This is a genomic window from Stenotrophomonas sp. 3(2025), from assembly GCF_052665395.1.
Window position 1 is genome coordinate 163,725 of record NZ_JBQOIF010000007.1, and the last position, 18,017, is coordinate 181,741.

The 18,017-nt window shown below is 66.7% G+C and carries 16 protein-coding genes; 14 read left to right on the top strand and 2 right to left on the bottom strand.

From position 1 onward, the window contains the following. Position 1 precedes the first annotated feature (1 nt). From cyoB to cyoD, 3 genes are read left to right on the top strand one after another with little or no spacing between them, the layout of a single operon-like run. Entirely contained in the window at positions 2 to 1,999 is a 1,998-nt protein-coding gene (gene cyoB / locus ACUXVE_RS07890) for a cytochrome o ubiquinol oxidase subunit I (RefSeq protein WP_093817877.1), read from the top strand. After that, positions 1,996 to 2,634, top strand: coding sequence for a cytochrome o ubiquinol oxidase subunit III (gene cyoC / locus ACUXVE_RS07895; protein ID WP_025873832.1), 639 nt, complete (start codon positions 1,996 to 1,998; stop codon positions 2,632 to 2,634). Before cyoB ends, cyoC begins: the two co-directional genes overlap by 4 nt. After that, positions 2,634 to 2,975 (top strand): cytochrome o ubiquinol oxidase subunit IV, encoded by a 342-nt coding sequence (cyoD, locus tag ACUXVE_RS07900; RefSeq protein ID WP_025873831.1) that lies wholly within the window; start codon positions 2,634 to 2,636, stop codon positions 2,973 to 2,975. The genes cyoC and cyoD overlap by 1 nt, the downstream gene beginning before the upstream one ends. A gap of 295 nt (positions 2,976 to 3,270) precedes the next feature. Here the strand turns inward: cyoD and ACUXVE_RS07905 are convergent, their stop codons facing one another. Then, on the bottom strand, positions 3,271 to 5,328 hold the full coding sequence (locus ACUXVE_RS07905; RefSeq protein ID WP_445514165.1) for a putative bifunctional diguanylate cyclase/phosphodiesterase: 2,058 nt from the start codon (positions 5,326 to 5,328) through the stop codon (positions 3,271 to 3,273). 148 nt (positions 5,329 to 5,476) lie between these two features. Between ACUXVE_RS07905 and radA the strand changes: the two genes are divergently transcribed. From radA to ACUXVE_RS07925, 4 genes are all read left to right on the top strand, one after another. Further along, a complete protein-coding gene (gene radA / locus ACUXVE_RS07910) occupies positions 5,477 to 6,853 on the top strand; it encodes a DNA repair protein RadA (protein WP_025873829.1) in 1,377 nt (458 codons plus the stop codon). 133 nt (positions 6,854 to 6,986) lie between these two features. Then, entirely contained in the window at positions 6,987 to 8,843 is a 1,857-nt protein-coding gene (locus ACUXVE_RS07915; protein ID WP_445514166.1) for an ATP-binding protein, read from the top strand. Positions 8,844 to 8,894: 51 nt separating this feature from the next. Beyond that, the gene (locus ACUXVE_RS07920; RefSeq protein ID WP_222390269.1) at positions 8,895 to 11,201 is read left to right on the top strand and encodes a tetratricopeptide repeat protein; all 2,307 of its coding nucleotides are present in this window, start codon (positions 8,895 to 8,897) and stop codon (positions 11,199 to 11,201) included. Between the two features lie 107 nt (positions 11,202 to 11,308). Next, entirely contained in the window at positions 11,309 to 11,773 is a 465-nt protein-coding gene (locus tag ACUXVE_RS07925) for a hypothetical protein (protein ID WP_093817666.1), read from the top strand. Positions 11,774 to 11,880: 107 nt separating this feature from the next. Here the strand turns inward: ACUXVE_RS07925 and ACUXVE_RS07930 are convergent, their stop codons facing one another. Then, positions 11,881 to 12,675 carry a cytochrome C assembly family protein gene (locus ACUXVE_RS07930; protein ID WP_025873825.1) on the bottom strand — a complete coding sequence of 265 codons (795 nt, stop codon included), beginning with the start codon at positions 12,673 to 12,675 and terminating at the stop codon, positions 11,881 to 11,883. Positions 12,676 to 12,797: 122 nt separating this feature from the next. Between ACUXVE_RS07930 and ffh the strand changes: the two genes are divergently transcribed. The 7 genes from ffh to rimM all read left to right on the top strand — a co-directional run bounded on the left by ffh (position 12,798) and on the right by rimM (position 18,015). Then, positions 12,798 to 14,174: a signal recognition particle protein gene (ffh, locus tag ACUXVE_RS07935; protein WP_099821058.1), complete on the top strand. Its 1,377-nt coding sequence runs from the start codon at positions 12,798 to 12,800 to the stop codon at positions 14,172 to 14,174. A gap of 55 nt (positions 14,175 to 14,229) precedes the next feature. Beyond that, positions 14,230 to 14,664: a hypothetical protein gene (locus ACUXVE_RS07940; protein ID WP_229291072.1), complete on the top strand. Its 435-nt coding sequence runs from the start codon at positions 14,230 to 14,232 to the stop codon at positions 14,662 to 14,664. Positions 14,665 to 14,752: 88 nt separating this feature from the next. Further along, on the top strand, positions 14,753 to 15,829 hold the full coding sequence (locus tag ACUXVE_RS07945) for an NAD(P)H-dependent flavin oxidoreductase (RefSeq protein ID WP_445514167.1): 1,077 nt from the start codon (positions 14,753 to 14,755) through the stop codon (positions 15,827 to 15,829). After that, complete coding sequence (locus ACUXVE_RS07950) at positions 15,826 to 16,608, top strand: aminotransferase class IV family protein (protein WP_445514168.1); 783 nt, start codon at positions 15,826 to 15,828, stop codon at positions 16,606 to 16,608. The genes ACUXVE_RS07945 and ACUXVE_RS07950 overlap by 4 nt, the downstream gene beginning before the upstream one ends. A 136-nt stretch (positions 16,609 to 16,744) precedes the next feature. Further along, complete coding sequence (locus ACUXVE_RS07955) at positions 16,745 to 16,930, top strand: hypothetical protein (RefSeq protein WP_261311944.1); 186 nt, start codon at positions 16,745 to 16,747, stop codon at positions 16,928 to 16,930. Between the two features lie 266 nt (positions 16,931 to 17,196). After that, entirely contained in the window at positions 17,197 to 17,457 is a 261-nt protein-coding gene (gene rpsP / locus ACUXVE_RS07960; RefSeq protein ID WP_025873821.1) for a 30S ribosomal protein S16, read from the top strand. Positions 17,458 to 17,502: 45 nt separating this feature from the next. Beyond that, positions 17,503 to 18,015 carry a ribosome maturation factor RimM gene (gene rimM, locus ACUXVE_RS07965; RefSeq protein WP_049470186.1) on the top strand — a complete coding sequence of 171 codons (513 nt, stop codon included), beginning with the start codon at positions 17,503 to 17,505 and terminating at the stop codon, positions 18,013 to 18,015. Positions 18,016 to 18,017: the final 2 nt, after the last annotated feature.

Below are 18,017 nucleotides of genomic sequence, written 5' to 3' on the forward strand. Positions count from 1 at the left end.
CATGTTGGGAAAACTCTCTCTTGAGTCGATCCCCCACGATCCAATCGTGCTGACCACCCTGGTCGGTGCGGTGCTGGGTGGCCTGGGCGTGATGGCCCTGATCACCAAGTTCAAGCTGTGGGGCTATCTGTGGAAGGAGTGGTTCACCTCGGTGGATCACAAGAAGATCGGCGTGATGTACATCATCGTCGCCTTCGTCATGCTGCTGCGCGGTTTCTCCGACGCGATCATGATGCGTACCCAGCAGGCCATCGCCGTCGGCGGGTCCGAGGGTTACCTGCCGCCGCACCACTACGACCAGATCTTCACCGCCCACGGCGTGATCATGATCTTCTTCGTGGCGATGCCGCTGATTACCGGCCTGATGAACCTGGCCGTGCCGCTGCAGATCGGTGCGCGCGACGTCGCGTTCCCGTTCGTCAACTCGCTCAGCTTCTGGCTGTTCGTGTCCGGTGCGGTGCTGATCATGCTGTCGCTGTGGATCGGTGAATTCGCCGCTACCGGCTGGCTGGCGTTCCCGCCATTGTCGGGCATCGAGTACAGCAACAATGTAGGTATGGACTACTACATATGGGGACTACAGGTGGCGGGTCTGGGTACCACGTTGAGTGGTATCAACTTCTTCATCACCATCCTCAAGATGCGCACCCCGAGCATGAAGCTCATGCAGATGCCGGTCTTCACCTGGACCGCTCTGGTGACCAACGTGCTGATCGTCGCCGCCTTCCCGGTGCTGACCATCACCCTGGTGCTGCTGACCCTGGACCGTTACCTGGGTACGCACTTCTTCACCAATGACGGTGGCGGCAACGCCATGCTGTACATCAACCTGATCTGGATCTGGGGCCACCCGGAAGTCTATATCCTGGTGCTGCCGGCCTTCGGCGTGTTCTCCGAGGTCATCGCGACCTTCTCGCGCAAGGCCCTGTTCGGCTACAAGGGCATGGTCTACGCCACCGCCTGCATCGGCGTGCTGTCGTTCATCGTGTGGCTGCACCACTTCTTCACCATGGGCTCGGGTGCCAACGTCAATGCCTTCTTCGGCATCACGACGATGATCATCTCCATCCCCACCGGCGTGAAGATCTTCAACTGGCTGTTCACCATGTTCCGCGGTCGCGTGCAGTTCACCACGCCCGTGCTGTGGACCATCGGCTTCATGGTCACCTTCACCATCGGCGGCATGACCGGCGTGATGCTGGCGATCCCGGCCATCGACTTCGTGCTGCACAACAGCCTGTTCCTGATCGCCCACTTCCACAACGTCATCATCGGCGGCGTGGTGTTCGGCATGTTCGCCGGCATCACCTACTGGTGGCCGAAGATGTTCGGCTTCCGCCTCAACGAGTTCTGGGGCAAGTGCGCGTTCTGGTGCTGGTTCATCGGCTTCTATGTGACCTTCATGCCGATGTACGTGCTGGGCTTCATGGGCATGACCCGTCGTCTGCAGAGCACCGTCAACCCGGCCTACGAGCCGTTCCTGCTGGTGGCCGCTGTGGGCGCCTTCATCGTGGGTGCCGGCATCCTGTGCCAGATCATCCAGGTGGCCGTGTCTATCCGCGACCGCAAGAAGACCGCCGACCTGACCGGCGACCCGTGGGATGCCCGTACGCTGGAGTGGGAAACCTCTTCGCCGCCGGCCTTCTACAACTTCGGCACCCTGCCGGACGTCACCGAGCTGGACGATTTCTGGGAGCGCAAGCAGCGTGGTGAAGCCTGGCCGAAGCCGGCCAAGTACACCGACATCCACATGCCGCGCAACACCGGCACCGGCGTTGTCATCGGCGCCTTCAGCCTGGTGTTCGGCTTTGCGATGATCTGGCACATCTGGTGGCTGGCCATCATCGGCTTCGTCGGCATGATCGCCACGTTCATCTACCGCACCTTCGACCAGGACGTGGACTACTGGGTCCCGGCTGCCGAGGTGGAACGCATCGAGAACGAACACCGCAAGCACCTGGAAGCCCAGGGCCTGGTGAAGTCGGAGCTGAAGGCATGAGCACCAATACCTCGACCCTGAGCCACGGGCACGCCGCACACGCGGCGGCCCATGGCCATGACGACCACGAGCACCACGACACCGGCGGCAACACCGTCTTCGGTTTCTGGGTGTACCTGATGAGCGACTGCCTCATCTTCGCCTCGCTGTTTGCCACCTACGTGGTGCTGGCCGGCGGCACCGATGGCGGCCCCGGCGCGAAGGATCTGTTCGAGCTGCCGTTCGTGGCGTGGGAAACCGCGCTGCTGCTGACCTCGTCGCTGACCTTCGGCCTGGGCATGATCTCCATGCACCGCAAGCAGGTCGGCCAGATGTTCCTGTGGCTGGGCATCACCTGGCTGCTGGGCTTCGGCTTCATGTGCATGGAAGTCTATGAATTCCAGCACCTGATCCATCAGGGCTACGGTCCGGACCGCAGTGCGTTCCTGTCGGCGTTCTTCGCCCTGGTCGGTACCCACGGCCTGCACGTCAGCGCCGGCCTGCTGTGGCTGCTGGTGATGTTCGTGCAGCTGAAGAAGTACGGCCTGACCCCGACCAACAAGACCCGCATGGCGTGCCTGAGCCTGTTCTGGCACTTCCTGGACCTGATCTGGATCGGCGTGTTCTCCGTCGTCTACCTCAATGGAGCGCTGTAATGGCACATGACAACCATGCACACGACCACGCCGCCGGCGGCGAAAGCCACGGCACCGTGAAGTCGTACCTGATCGGCTTCGTGCTGGCGGTGGTGCTTACCGTCATCCCGTTCTACATGGTGATGTCGGGTGATTTCTCGCGCACCGTCAACGGTGTGGTGATCGCCATCACCGCGGTGCTGCAGATGCTGGTCCACCTGGTGTTCTTCCTGCACCTGGACCGCTCGTCGGAGAGCCGCTGGAACGTCAACGCTGCGGCCTTCACCGTGGTGGTGATCGGCATCATCGTGGTCGGTACCCTGTGGGTCATGCACAACATGAACGTGCACATGATGCACTGACGTCTTCGCGACGTTGCCACGCAGAAAGGCCGCCCCCGGGCGGCCTTTCTGTTTGTTACGTGGATGCGGTTGCCGCTCAATGCACCCGGGGTATGCAGTAGATCCACGCCATGCGTGGATGCAGCTGCCGTTCAATGCACCGGAGGAAGCAGTAGATCCACGCCATGCGTGGATGCGGTTGCCGCTCAATGCACCCGGGGTATGCAGTAGATCCACGCCATGCGTGGATGCGGTTGCCGCTCAATGCACCCGGAGGATGCAGTAGATCCTCGCCATGCGTGGATGCGGTTGCCTCTCACCCCACCTTGCGCAGGAATTCCTCGGCCTCCATCGGCCGCCCCAGGTGGTAACCCTGCAGCTGGTCGCAGCCCAGCTCGCTCAGGTAGTCGCGCTGGGCCTGGGTCTCCACGCCCTCGGCCACCACCTGCAGCTGCAGGGTACGACCCAGCGCGATGATCGAGGACACGATGGCCGAATCCTCGTCATTGCGTTCAAGGTCATGCACGAACGCACGATCGATCTTCAGTTCGGTGGCCGGCATGCGCTTGAGGTACAGCAGGCTGGAATAACCGGTACCGAAATCATCGATGGCGATGTGCACGCCCATCGCGGTCAGGTCGTTGAGAATGGCCAGGCTGGCCTCGACGTCCTTCATCGCCGTGGTTTCGGTGATCTCCAAAGTCAGCCGCGCCGGGTCGATGCGATGCCGTTCCAGTACCGAACGCACGCTCTCCAGCAGGGCCGGCGAGGCGAACTGCAGCGGCGACAGGTTCACCGCCATCGTCCAGTCGCTGTATCCGCTGTCATGCCAGGCGCGCAGCTGTGCGCAGGCCTGGTCCAGCACCCAGTCGCCGATCGGCAGGATCAGGCCGCTGCGCTCGGCGATGGGAATGAATACGTCCGGCGCCAGCAGGCCCAGTTCCGGGTGCTGCCAGCGCAGCAGCGCCTCGGCCCCAGTGGCCGGTGCATCGGCCGCCGGGAACTTCGGCTGGTAGTGCAGCAGCAGCTCGTTGCGCGCGATCGCCTTGCGCAGGTCCTGCAGCAGCCGCAGCTGGCGGTTGGCACTGAGCTGCATCGAGGGAATGAAGAAGGTGTAGCCGTTGCGGCCGGTTTCCTTGGTGTGGTACATCGCCGCATCGGCATGTGCCATCAACTCGCGTTCGTCGCTGGCATCGTCCGGATACAGCGCAATGCCCAGGCTGGCAGTGACCTGCAGCTCCGCCGCGTCCAGCACGAACGGTTCACCGGCCGCGGCGATCACCCGCTCGGCGACCACCGCCGCATCATCAGGTGCATCGATGGCCAGCACGATCACGAACTCGTCGCCGCCGAGGCGGGCGAGGGTGTCCTGCGGGCGCAGCTGCGCGCCCAGGCGCTGGGCCACCGCGACCAGCAGGCGGTCACCCAGCTGGTGGCCATAGGCATCGTTGACGGCCTTGAAGCCATCCAGGTCGCAGAACATCACCGCCACCGACTGCTGGCGGCGTTGCGCCTTCTCGATGGCCTGCTCGATGCGATCCTGCAGCAGCATGCGGTTCGGCAGCTGGGTCAGCGGGTCGTGCAGTGCGGCCTGGATCAGCTTGTCGTTGGCGTGCGCCAGGGAATCGGCCAGCAGGCCGGTGCGCACGCGCATCTGGCGGTCGAACAGCGAGGCCACCAGGGCGATGCCGAGCGTGGCCAGGGTGGTCACGATCACCAGCACTGCCAGCCAGCGGGGATCGATGCCGCCGCTGCCGATCGCGCCGCAGACGCTGCCTGGCGGGAAGCGCGCGGCGGCCATGCCGGTGTAGTGCATGCCGACGATGGCCAGGCCCATCACCAGCGACGCCAGCATCCGCAGGCGCACCGTGTTGCGCTGTTCCACGCGTAGCCGGAAGGCAATCCACAGCGCTGCACCGGCGGCAGCGATGGCCACTGCGATCGACGCGGCAAACCAGCCGGGGTGGTAATCGATACCGGGCTGCATGCGCATGGCGGCCATGCCCAGGTAGTGCATGGCGGCGATACCCAGTCCCATCAGCACCGCACCCGCGGCCAGCCACTGCAACGGCAGGCTGGGGCGCGACACCAGCCACAGCGCATAGGCCGACGCGCCGATCGACACCGCCAGCGAATACAGGGTGATCGCCAGGTCGTAACCGACCGGAACCGGCAGCTTGAAGGCCAGCATCGCGATGAAGTGCATCGACCAGATGCCCAGGCCCATCGCGGCGGCACCGCCGGCCAGCCACCAGCGGGCGACCCGGCCCTGGGCCGTGGCCAGGCGGCCGGCCATATCCAGCGCGGTATACGATGCCAGCATGGCCACCAGCAACGAGATGGCGACCAGGCTCTGACTGTAACTACCAGTCATGTTGAATCCAGAGGAGGAGGGAGGGGCGCCCGCAAGGCGCACGCCCGCCACCGCTATCGGCACCGACGGGTGGGACTTGAGTGGTCGCAGCAGCTGCGACCCGGCTCGGCTATCCTGCCACGCTCGTTGCCCCTGCAGGAAATCTCCGATGGCCAAAGCCCGCACCGCGTATGTCTGCAATGAATGCGGCGCCGAATACAGCAAGTGGCAAGGCCAGTGCACCGAGTGCAATGCCTGGAACTCGCTGTCGGAAATCGTCCTTGAGAGCGCTGCGGCGGCCAAGGCGCCCGCCTCGCGCCGTGCCGGCTGGGCGGGCAAGATCGACCCGCCGAAGATCACCGCACTGAAGGACGTGGCGCAGACCGAACACAACCGGGTCAGCACCGGCATCGGTGAATTCGACCGCGTGCTCGGCGGCGGCCTGGTCGAGGGCGCGGTGGTGCTGGTCGGTGGTGATCCGGGCATCGGCAAATCCACTCTGCTGCTGCAGGCGGTGGCGAAGATGGCCGCGGTCCTGCCGGTGCTCTACGTCACCGGCGAAGAATCACTGGCCCAGGTCGCTGGCCGCGCGCATCGGCTGGAGCTGCCGCTGGAGGGCGTCAACGCGCTGGCCGAGACCGGTGTCGAATCCATCCTGCAACACGCCACCAAGAGTGGGCCGCGGCTGATCGTGGCCGACTCGGTACAGACGCTCTGGACCGAGACGCTGACCGCCGCGCCCGGTTCGGTCAGTCAGGTGCGCGAGAGTGCCGCACGGCTGGTGCGTTTCGCCAAGGAAACCGGAACCGCCGTGTTCCTGGTCGGCCATGTGACCAAGGAAGGCGGCATCGCCGGCCCGCGCGTGCTGGAGCACATGGTCGATGCCGTGCTGTATTTCGAAGGTGAGAGCGGCAGCCGCTTCCGCCTGCTGCGCGCGTTCAAGAACCGCTTTGGTGCGGTCAATGAGCTGGGCGTGTTCGCGATGGGCGACAAGGGCCTGAAGGAGGTCTCCAATCCGTCGGCGATCTTCCTTTCCGGTGCCAGCACGCACCAGCCGGGCAGCTGCGTGATGGTTACCCGCGAGGGCACCCGGCCGCTGCTGGTGGAAGTGCAGGCGCTGGTCGACGCCTCGCCGCTGTCCAATCCGCGCCGCGTGGCGGTCGGGCTGGAGCAGAACCGCTTGGCCATGCTGCTGGCGGTGCTGCATCGGCATGGCGGCGTGCTGGTCGGCGACCAGGACGTGTTCGTCAACGTGGTCGGCGGCATCCGCGTGCAGGAGACCGCCGCCGACCTGCCGGTGCTGCTGGCGGTGCTGTCCTCGCTGCAGGACCGTCCGTTGGCCGAGAAGACCATCGCGTTCGGCGAAGTCGGCCTGTCCGGTGAGATCCGACCGGTGCCCAACGGCGAGGACCGCCTGCGCGAGGCGGCGACCCACGGTTTCAAGCGCGCCATCGTGCCCAAGGCCAATGCCCCCAAGGGCGGCTCGGTGAAGGGCATGGAAGTGATCGCGGTCGAACGCCTGTCCGAGGCCATCGACGCGGCGTGACCGGGGTCGGGTCCGTGCTCGGACCTGCAGATGCGGCCGACGGCACAGCAGCGGTCAGCCAGCCTGTGCTAGTTTTCCCGGCTCGACGAAGGCGCCCCCTGGCGCCTTTCCGTGGCAAGGAGTAATCGTTTACATGCAGGACCCGATGTTCAGCACCCCCGCCGCCGAAATCCGCCGCGCCGGGGTCGATCTCAATGGACTGATGACGGTGCTGGGCAAGCACCTGTATTCCACGCCGATGGTGGCGCTGCGCGAGCTTGTGCAGAACGCGCACGATTCGATCATCCGTCGCCGTATCGAGCAGCCCGGCATCCAGAGTGTGTCGCGCATCGACGTGCAGGTCGATGTCGCCGCCGGCGTGCTGCGCATCACCGATACCGGTGCCGGCCTGACCCGGCAGGAAATCCACGATTACCTGGCCACGGTCGGTGTCGGTTACACCCGGGGCCTGCGCCAGGACGGCCAGGACGATGAAGGCCTGATCGGCATGTTCGGCCTGGGTTTCCTGTCGGCCTTCGTACTGGCGCGCCGTGTCAGCGTGCGCACCACCTCCTACCAGGCGCCGCAGCTGGGCCACCTGTACGTGTCCAGCAACGCCGAGCAGTACACCGTCAGCGAAGTGCCGGCGCGCGCGATCGGCACCGAGGTCGAGCTGGAGCTGCATCCGGACTTCCTGCCGCTGGCCAACGAAGCGCGCCTGTACGAGGTGCTGGGCCGCTACTGCGCGCTGCTGTCCGAGCCGATCTTCATCGGTGCGGCGGCCGCCGCGATCAATCCCGAACCGCCGCCGTGGCGCGGGCAGGGTGACGTCGCCCTGCATCCGGTGCAGGCACGCCGCCAGGCGCAGCAGTTCGCGGCCCGTTTCGAACACGATTTCGAGCCCATCGTGACGATGCCGCTGCAGCCCGATGGCAGCAGCGACGCCGTCGGCATGCTCTGGGTGCAGGACGGTGCCACCTACGGCACCAGCGACAACCGCAACCTGTCGGTGTTCGTGCGCGGCATGCTGCTGGACGACGATGCACGCGACCTGCTGCCGCCTTGGGCCGGTTTCATCGGCGGGGTGATCGAATCGTCGAAGCTGACCCCGACCGCCAGCCGCGAGGACCTGCAGCGCGATGACCACTATCGCGCCGTGCAGCACGCCCTGCTGGAAGCGCTGATCGATGGCCTGGCCGACGTCGCCCGGCAGCAGCCCGAAGCCTGGCGACGCGTGCTCAGCCGCCACAACGAGGCCCTGCTGGGCGCAGCGCTGTGCGATGAGCGCCTGTTCGACCTGCTGCTGGAACACGTGCGCGTGCCGACCTCGCAGGGTGACCTGCCGGCCAGCGCGTTGCCGGCGCGCGGCGCAGTGCATGTGATCCTCGACAACGGTGGTGGCTTCGAGGAAATGCTGTTCCGCGCGATGGGCGTGCCGGTCGCGCATGGTCATCGCTACGCGGTGGTGCCGTTCCTGCGGCGCTGGGCCCAGGCCAAGGGCCTGCGCCTGGTCGAACTGGGTACCGAGCAGGGCAACCGCGCACTGTTCCGCACCGACGACAGCCTTGACGATACGCAGTTGGTCTGGCTGCGCGAACACCTGGGCGATGGCGAACAGCTGCTGCCGGCGCGGTTCAGCCCCGAGGCGCTGCCGGTGGTGGTGGTGCCCGACCGCGAAGCCGAACTGAAACAGCGCCTGGAAGACGACGAGAACGACAAGCGCGTATCGATGGCGGCGCTGCGGCTGGCGCGCCAGTTCACCGCGCGCATCGAGGCGCGTGCGCCGTCGCGGCTGTACCTCAACCTGGACAATCCAGCGGTGCAGGCGTTGCTGCAGGCCCAGCGCGAGGGCCACCCGCAGGCCGGGGCGGCCGCGCGCCTGCTGCGCTCGCTGAAGATCATCGTGTCCGCACAGGGCCGGCCGCTGCAGCAGAGCGCGGCGACGCCGGGCCCCGATCTCAATGGTGCATTTATCGATATTGCCGGTGCCCTGCAGCAGATGCTGCGCTGAGCACCGCTACTCCCTCTCATCCAGCCTTCGCTAGACAGGAGCATTACCCCCATGGATATCTGGAACTGGGTCGAAAAACTGCAGGAAGACCTGCGGCAGGCAGGCCAGGCGCAGAACGCCCACCTGCTGACCCGCCTTGCCGATGAAGTCAGTGAACTGCAGGTCGACCGCGTCGATGCACTGCTGCCCGAAGCGCGCGCGCTGGGCAAGGCGCTGGACAACCCCTGGGTCGACGTCTATGTCGGCCATTGGGCGCTGCGCAACCGCGTCGGCAACCGCGTGGAAGGTGAAAGCGCGCTGGGCGAGTCGGTAGCGCTGTTCGAGCGCGCACACCGTGCCGATACCCTGGACTGCCCGCAGTCGATCTGCGTCACCCAGGATCTTGCTGCCTGCTACGGCAACATCGATGGTCCGGGCTGGGTGCCCGAACGCATCGAGGTCTGCGACGAGACGCTGGGCCGCATCGACCCGAGCTGGGCCTGCTTCCAGTGCCTGAGCTGCGAGAAGGCCGACGCGCTGCTGGACGACGGCCGCGGCCAGGACGCGCTGGATTACCTGCAGGTGCAGGCGGCGGCGATCCAGGCGCGCGGCAAGGAAGTGTTCGACAGCATCCCTGAAATGCAGATCAAGATCCTGCTGGCCAGCGGCCGTGCGCAGGAAGCGCTGGTGCTGATCGAGAAGCGCGAAGCCGAAGTGGCCGCTGCGGGCGAATACGAGCCTGCCAACTGCACGGTGCCGCGCCGGCTGTCCAAGGCCTGGGCACTGGCCCAGCTGGGGCGCGATGAAGAGGCGCTGCAGCAGCTGGTGCCCTGGAGCGAGCTGACGCCGAATCACTGGCGGTTGTGGGCCAATACCGCTTCGACACTGTGCAGCCGTGATGCCGCCCGCAACACCTGGGATCTGGGAACGCGCTTCAACACGATCATCGAGCACTTCGCCGCTGTCGGCGCGCATCGCCTGGTGATCGAGATCGCCGCGTTGAGCCTGGAGCTGGCCCTGCAGCGCGGTGCACGCTGGGTGGCGCAGCGCCAGCTGGGTCTGGCCCGCACCCATCTGGCGCAGCTGCGCCAGGACCGCGGCGCTGCCGCGCTGGTGGCCGGTCTGGCGGCACGCATCGAAGCGCTGCCGCAGATGGCGCCGCTGCCGGTGCCTGCCGCTGAGCTGCTGGCGTGGTTGGAAGCGCAGGGCGAACAGAACCAGTCGCGCGATCCCGAGCGCGAAGCGCAGTGGCTGCTGCAGGCGCACGCCGAGCGGCCGGACGACGGCGCGCTGGCCGAGGTCGCCGCCTCGGCGCTGCACGCGTGTGGCGCGAAGACGGAAGCGCAGGCGCTGCTGTGGGACTTCGTGCGCGGCCACGCGCAGGAAGACGGCGCGGCGGCCTACACGCTGATGCGTTGGCTGGCCGAGCAGGGCGATGATGATGGCCTGCGCAGGCTGGCCGCGACCTACCGCGACAGCGTGCCGGTGTTCGCGCACTGGTGCGAGGTGCAGCGTGCACGGCGCGCGTCCGACTGGCCTGCACTGGAACAGGCCGCGCAGGCATTGCTGGCGTTGTCGCCAGGCTCGAACGGCGCACGCGGGACGCTTGCCCGCATGTACATGGAGACCGGCCGCTTCAGCGAAGCGAAGGCCTGCTATGCGCAGCTGGTGGAACTGCTGGAAGAGCCCAGTGCCGCGCATTGGGACCATATGAGTGCGGCCAGTGCGGCGCGCGACTGGGATGCGGTGCGCCGCTCGGCGGCAGCAATCGGCATGGAACTGTCCAGCCAGCAGGGCGTGGTCGAAGAGCCCTGGGGCTGGGTGATCATCCGCAGCGAAGAAGGCGGCGAGCCGATGGAGTACTACGCCCGCCGCAGCGGCCCGGTGACCGCGCGCATCGTCGAGAACGCACCGGCCAACCGCGCGCAGCAGGTGGGGGACTGGGTGGTGTTCGACGCCGGCCTGGTACACCCCGCACCAGAGGACGAAGCGGAGCGCGAGCACTTCATTCCGACCTATGCGCAGGTGCATGTGCTGGAGCGGGGTGGTTTCGCGCGCAGCTGGCTGGTCGACGGCGCGCACCCGGGCGAGGAGGCATGGAATGACTTCGTCGAAGCGGCCGAGGCACAGGGCTGGAAGGTATGGGCGCACAGCCGTGCGGACTACACCGTGACCGATCCGGACGTGGAAGACGGGACGTTGCCGGGCCTGTTGTTCACCGTTGCCCAGCCGCAGGACCATGCGCCGCTGGCGCTGCACCGCTTCCTGCAGCAGGCCACGGCGGAGTGGGCACATCCACACTGCTGGCTGCGCCTGGCCGAGGCCTGCGACCAGGACCGCCAGCCGCATCTGGACGCGATCGAACGGTACGGGTTGTAATCCCTGCCGCGATGCGCGTTCGCCGGGCATGGCCCGGCACTACCGGGCAACACGCATGGGTAGCGCCGGGCCATGCCCGGCGTCCTTCCACCGTCAAGGAACTGGATATGCGAAAGACAAGGATGTGGGTGATCATCGGCCTGCTGCTGGCCCCCACCGTGCAGGCCGCGCCGGCCTGCCAGCAACCGGCTGACGTGGCGCGCGCCTTCTTCGAAGCGACCACCGGCAAGGGCGACCTGCTGGAGCCGCCGCAGGCACTGGTCAGTGCGGCGTTTGCCAAGGCGCTGCACGGCGAGCGTGCCTGCCAGGTGCGCGAAGAGGGCATCTGCACGCTCGATTCCGATCCGTGGCTGGACGCGCAGGACGGGGAGATCGACAGCCCGGTGCGCTACAGCTGGAAGCAGGCCTCGGCCACGGCCGGCCAGGTCGAAATGCGCTATCCGGTCTGGGGCAAGGCCTACGTGACCCGCGTGCCGATGGTGCGCAAAGGGGAGGGCTGCTGGCAGGTCGACGACATCCTCACCAACAGTGGCCGCTCGGTGCGCAGGATCCTGGCCCAACCGCTGCCTTGAGCATCCGGGGCATCCACGCATGGCGTGGATCTACCGTGCTCCGATTGCCGGCCGGCGGCACGACCAGGTGATGTTGGGGTGGGTGCCGACCGTTGGCCGGCATGCCTCTAGCGCGAATGCCCGAACACCAGCTCGATCACGAACTGGCTGCCGAAGAACGCCAGCAGCAGCAACAGCATCGCCGTCAGCGTCCAATGCACCGCCTTGGTGCCGCGCCAGCCATAGCGGCGGCGGCCGATCAGCAGCACGCCGAACACGATCCACGACAGCACGCTCAGCACCGTCTTGTGTACCAGCTTCTGCGCCAGCAGGTCGTCGACGAACAGCACGCCGGTAACCAGGGTCAGGGTCAGCAGGGCGAAGCCGACGGTGATCACCCTGAACAGCAGCGATTCCAGATCGGCCATCGGCGGCAGCGCACGCAGCCACGGACGGAATTCACGGCGCCGCAGCGCACGCTCCTGCAGCCACAGCATGATCGCCAGCAGCGCGGCGATGCTCAGCGTGGCGTAGGCCAGCAGTGCCAGCCAGGCGTGGCTGGCCAGGCGCCAGCCCAGCACCTTGCTCGGTTCATGGCCATAGCCGTGGTAGACCACCAGCAGCAGCGCGGCCAGCGGGAACACCACCACGCCGAGGGTGGACATGCGCCCGCGCGCGCCCACCAGCGAGGTCAGCCAGGCCATTCCCAGGCCGACCAGCGACAACGCGGCGAAGAAGTGCATGTCCGGGCCGCCGGTCGTGCGCATCGCCACCAGCACGTGGTAACCGCCATGCAGCAGCATCGCCGGCAGCGCAGGCCACAGCCACGCGGGCGAGGTCACCCCGTCGTTGCGACCAAGGGCGCGCACCAGCAGGGCGCTGGCGGCCAGGTAGAGCAGGACGGCGATGAGAACGATTGTCATCGTTGAAGTTTCGCATACCCCCGCGGTGCTGGCGACGGGCGTGGCGTCGCAGTCCGGGGAGCGCGATGGACCCGTTATACTGTGGGCCTTATTGTCCCCCGCTTTCAGACAGGTTGCGCCGCATGTTCGAGTCCCTGACCCAGCGCCTTTCCGGCACCATCGAGCGCCTGCGCGGCCGTGGCCGCCTGACCGAAGAGAACATCCGCGAGGCGACCCGCGAGGTCCGCATCGCGCTGCTTGAAGCCGACGTCGCGCTGCCGGTGGTGCAGGCCCTGATCGAACGCATCAAGGTGCGTGCGGTCGGCCAGGAAGTGCTGAAGTCGCTGACCCCGGGCCAGGCCCTGATCAAGGTCGTGCGCGACGAGCTGACCGCGGTGATGGGCGCCGAAGCCAGCGACCTGAACCTCAACGTTCCCGCGCCGGCCATCATCCTGATGGCGGGCCTGCAGGGCGCCGGCAAGACCACCACGGTCGGCAAGCTGGCCAAGCACCTGAAGGAAAAGCGCAAGAAGAAGGTGATGGTGGTCTCGGCCGACGTCTACCGTCCGGCGGCGATAGAGCAGCTGAAGACGCTGGCCGAGCAGGTGGGCGTGTTGTTCTTCCCGTCCAGCGCCGAGCAGAAGCCGGAGGCCATCGTCCGCGCCGCCATCGATGACGCGCGCAAGTCGTTCGTCGACGTGCTGCTGGTTGATACCGCCGGCCGCCTGGCCATCGACGAAGCGATGATGGCCGAGATCAAGGCCCTGCACGCTGCGGTCAACCCGGCTGAAACGCTGTTCGTGGTCGATGCCATGACCGGCCAGGACGCGGCCAATACCGCCAAGGCCTTCGGTGATGCGCTGCCGCTGACCGGCGTGGTCCTGACCAAGACCGACGGTGACGCCCGTGGCGGCGCCGCGCTGAGCGTGCGCTACATCACCGGCAAGCCGATCAAGTTCGTCGGTGTCAGTGAAAAGCCGGAAGGCCTGGACGTGTTCCACCCGGACCGTATCGCCAGCCGCATCCTCGACATGGGCGACGTGCTGTCGCTGGTCGAGCAGGTCGAGCAGCAGGTCGACAAGGACAAGGCGCAGAAGCTGGCCGAGAAGGTCGCCAAGGGCAAGAAGTTCGATCTGAACGACATGCGCGACCAGCTCGAGCAGATGCAGAACATGGGCGGCATCGGCGGCCTGATGGACAAGCTGCCGGGCCTGGGCCAGATTCCCGAGCACCTCAAGCAGCAGGTCAGCCAGGGCAAGGAAGTGCCGCGCATGATCGCCATCATCGGCTCGATGACCAAGAAGGAACGGCGCAACCCGAACCTGCTCAATGGCTCGCGTCGCGCCCGCATCGCCAAGGGCTCGGGCGTGACCCCGGCCGACGTCAACAAGCTCATGAAGCAGTACATGCAGATGGAAAAGATGATGAGCAAGATGGCCGGCGGCGGCATGAAGGGCATGATGCGCAGCATGAAGGGCATGATGGGCGCCATGGGCGGCCGTGGCATGCCGTTCCGCTGAGCGCGCGCTGTATCGAACGCTTGAACAACCCGCGGAATCAATCAAAGGAATGTGCATGAACAAGTCGATCGTGGTGATCGCGCTGGCCCTCGGGCTGGTTGCCTGCAAGGACGACACCTCCGTGTCGCAGAAGGCCGGTAGCGCCATCAGTGGAACCGCTGCCGATTTCGTCGCAGGGCTGGGCGAGGGCGTGGACAAGCGTATGAACGTGACGCTGCAGGCCGATCCGGGCCTGGCCGCGCGGGGCCTCACCGTCACCCTCGGCAAGAGCCGTGGCATGGGCTCCAAGGACGCGGCGGTGTACGTGGTGGCCGACAAGGCGTTCAAGGGCAAGCTGGTGGCGCGTGCGCTGGATGCCGAGGGCACCGAGATCGGTCGCGCCAGCGCCGAGGAAGAGTTCGCCGCTGATGACGCGCGCTACGTGACGTTCAAGTTCAACGAAGAAATGGACAGCCAGCTGGTCCGCACCTACGCGGTGTCTGCACGCTGAGCCAGGCGGGAGCGGATCGCCCGGGGCGACGCTCCCGTCCACAGTGTCTGGCGTATGCTGGCAGCGACTCCTCCCACAGGTGCGTCGCGTGAGCCTTTCGCCGATTCTCGAACGCGCCGACGATTTCTGTCGGCGTTTTTCATTGCAGCTGCCGATCCTGCTGGCACCGATGGCCGGCGCCTGTCCGGTTCCGCTTTCCGCCGCGCTGGCCAACGCCGGCAGCATGGGCGCGATGGGGGCCGTGTTGTCGCCGGCGGCGGATATCGGTCGCTGGATGCAGGACTTCCGTGCAGCGTCCAGCGGGCCGGCGCAGGTGAACCTGTGGTTGCCCGATCCCGCGCCGGTGCGCGATGTGGCCGCCGAGGCCGCCACGCGTGCGTTCCTGGGCCAGTGGGGGCCGGAGGTTGCGGCCAGCGCAGCAGATGCCGCGCCTGCCGATTTCGAGGAGCAGTTCAGTGCGCTGCTGGCGGCACGGCCGGCGGTGGCCTCGACCATCATGGGCGTGCTGTCGCCGCGTCATGTGCAGCAGTTGAAGGATGCGGGCATCGCCTGGATCGCCTGCGCTACGACGCTGGCCGAAGCGCGCGCTGCGCAGGACGCGGGTGCTGACGCGGTGGTCGCGCAGGGCGCCGAAGCCGGCGGCCATCGCGGCGCCTTCGATCCGATGCGTGCAGAGCAGCAGCTGGTCGGCCTGTTCGCACTGCTGCCGCGGCTGGCGGACAACCTGGATATTCCGGTGATCGCTGCGGGCGGCATCGGCGACGGTCGCGGCATTGCTGCTGCCTTGATGCTCGGGGCCAGCGCCGTGCAGACCGGCACGGCCTTCCTGCGCACACCCGAAGCAGCGGTGGCGCCGGCATGGGCCGATGCATTGGCCCGCAGCGAACCGGAAGACACCTGGCCGACCCGCGCGTTCAGTGGGCGCCTTGGCCGCGGCCTGGCGACTGCCTACGTGCGTGCAGCTGCTGCCGAGGGCGCACCCGCGCCGCGCCCGTACCCGGTGCAGCGTGGCCTGACCGGACCGATGCGCAGGCAGGCCACGCAGGAAAACCGGCTTGCTGCGATGCAGGCCTGGGCCGGGCAGTCGGCGTGGATGGCACCGGCAGCGCCGGCCGCTGACGTGCTGCGTGGCATGTGGGAACAGGCGCAGGCGCTGCTGCGATGACGGTGACCTGCAACGGCGCAACGGCGCAGGCCGAAGACCTGCTGCCGGCGCTGACCAACTACGGCCACTTCACCTCGTTGCAGGTGCGCGGCAACGCGGTGCAGGGTCTTGATCTGCATCTGCAGCGGCTGGCCAAGGCAACGCAGGAACTGTTCGGCAGCGGGCTCGATATCGCGCAGGTGCAGGCGTGGATGGCGCAGGCGCTGCAACAGGCCGGCCAGGTCGACGCATCGATGCGGGTCACCGTGTTCTCGCGCCGTTTCGATTTCCGCGCGCCGCTGGCAAGCGTGCTGGTGGATGTACTGGTTGCCGTCTCCGCGCCGGTCGCGCTGACCGCGCCGAAACGCGTACGCAGCGCGACATGGCAGCGAGAGCTGCCGCAGATCAAGCATGTCGGTACGTTTGGCCTGTTCGCCCAGCGCCGTGCGGCGTTGGCAGCGGGTTTCGACGATGCGCTGTTCGTCACTGCCGACGGGCAGATCAGCGAGGGCACCACTTGGAACCTGGCCGTGCATGACGGTGAACACCTGATCTGGCCCCAGGCACCGGCGTTGCGGGGTACTGCTGAAGCGCTGCTGCAGGCAGGCTGGGTGGGGCGGCAGCAGACCCGGCCGTTGCTGCTGGATGAGTTGGCCGGCATGCGGGCGGCTTTCGCCTGCAACGCCAGCGGGTTGTGGGCGCTGGATGCCATCAATGGTCAGGCGCTGCCGGGTTCGCAGGCCCTGGCCGAACAGGGCAGGGCGGTGTTGGCCCGAGTGCCCTGGCAGTCGCTTTCCTGAACGAGGTGCGCTGGTGGATGCTCGCCGGGCATGCCCCGGCCCTATCGTGGAGACCCATGGTGGGTAGCGCCGGGCCATGCCCGGCGGATGCTTTCACAGCACAGCACAGCACAGCACAGCAGGAGTTCCAATCCGTATGGGCACAGTCACCGAGCAGCATCGCGCGGTAGCGATGCACGCGATGAAGATCATGGGCGGCGACGCACGGCCCAAGGTCCAGGCCTTTTACGATGACCGTCGCCAGCGTTCGGTCGACATCCTGACGACACTCAACGCTCCGGAAGCGGCGCCTGATCGAGCAGATTGGCGCGGACGCATTTGATGATCTGCTGCAACGTCACGAGGTCGACGTGTTCGACACGGATCGTATCGCGCTGCCTGCATTGGGCGCCGCGTGACGCCTTTGGCATTGGCCGGACGCGGGATCAGTCGCTGAATCCATCACGTTGCTGAATGAAAGCCGCCGGGCATGGCCCGGCGCTACCGGACAGGCCCGTATTTTTGCGGGGTTGGCTCGGCCGGACTCTGCCGCTATAATCGCCCGCTTACCGCGCCATCCTGGCGACTGGGCAATAGGAAAAAACCACCATGGTCAAGATTCGACTGACCCGCGGCGGCGCCAAGAAGCGTCCGTTCTACCACATCATCGTCACCGACGTCCGCAGCGCCCGCGACGGCCGCAACATCGAGCGCGTCGGCTTCTACAACCCGGTTGCACAGGGTGGCGAGAAGCGCATCGAGCTGGACCTGGCCCGCGTTGACCATTGGGTCAAGAACGGCGCCCAGCCGACCGAGAAAGTTCGCAACCTGATCAAGGAAGCGAGCAAGTCCCAGGCCGCTGCGGCCTGATCCTGACGGGCCGCGCCCTGGTGCGGCCCATCTGATTGAACGCGGATGAAAGATAACGAGCGCCGCATCCTGCTTGGCAGGATTGTCGGCGCTTTTGGTGTGCGCGGCGAAATAAAGCTCGAGTCCTGGACCGAGCCGCGTTCCGCTATTTTCCGTTACCAACCGTGGATCCTGCGCAGCCCCAACGGGCAGGAATCGACGCTTGAAGGCGCCCGTGGCCGGGATACCGGCAAGCACCTGGTGGCCCGTTTCCCGGGCATCGAGGATCGCGACACGGTTGAGGCGATGCATGGCACCGAGGTCTTCGTGGCCCGCAGTGCGCTGCCGCCGCCCAATGCCGACGAGTATTACTGGGTCGATCTGGAGGGCCTGGATGTGAAGACCGTCGAAGGCGTTGCCCTCGGCCAGGTCTCGCACCTGTTCAGTACCGGCGCCAACGATGTGATGGTCGTGCGCGGCGATCGCGAACGGATGATTCCGTTCGTGCTGCCGGATTTCATCACCTCGGTCGACTTCGAGGCCAATCTGGTCGTGGTCGACTGGGACCCCGAGTTCTGAGT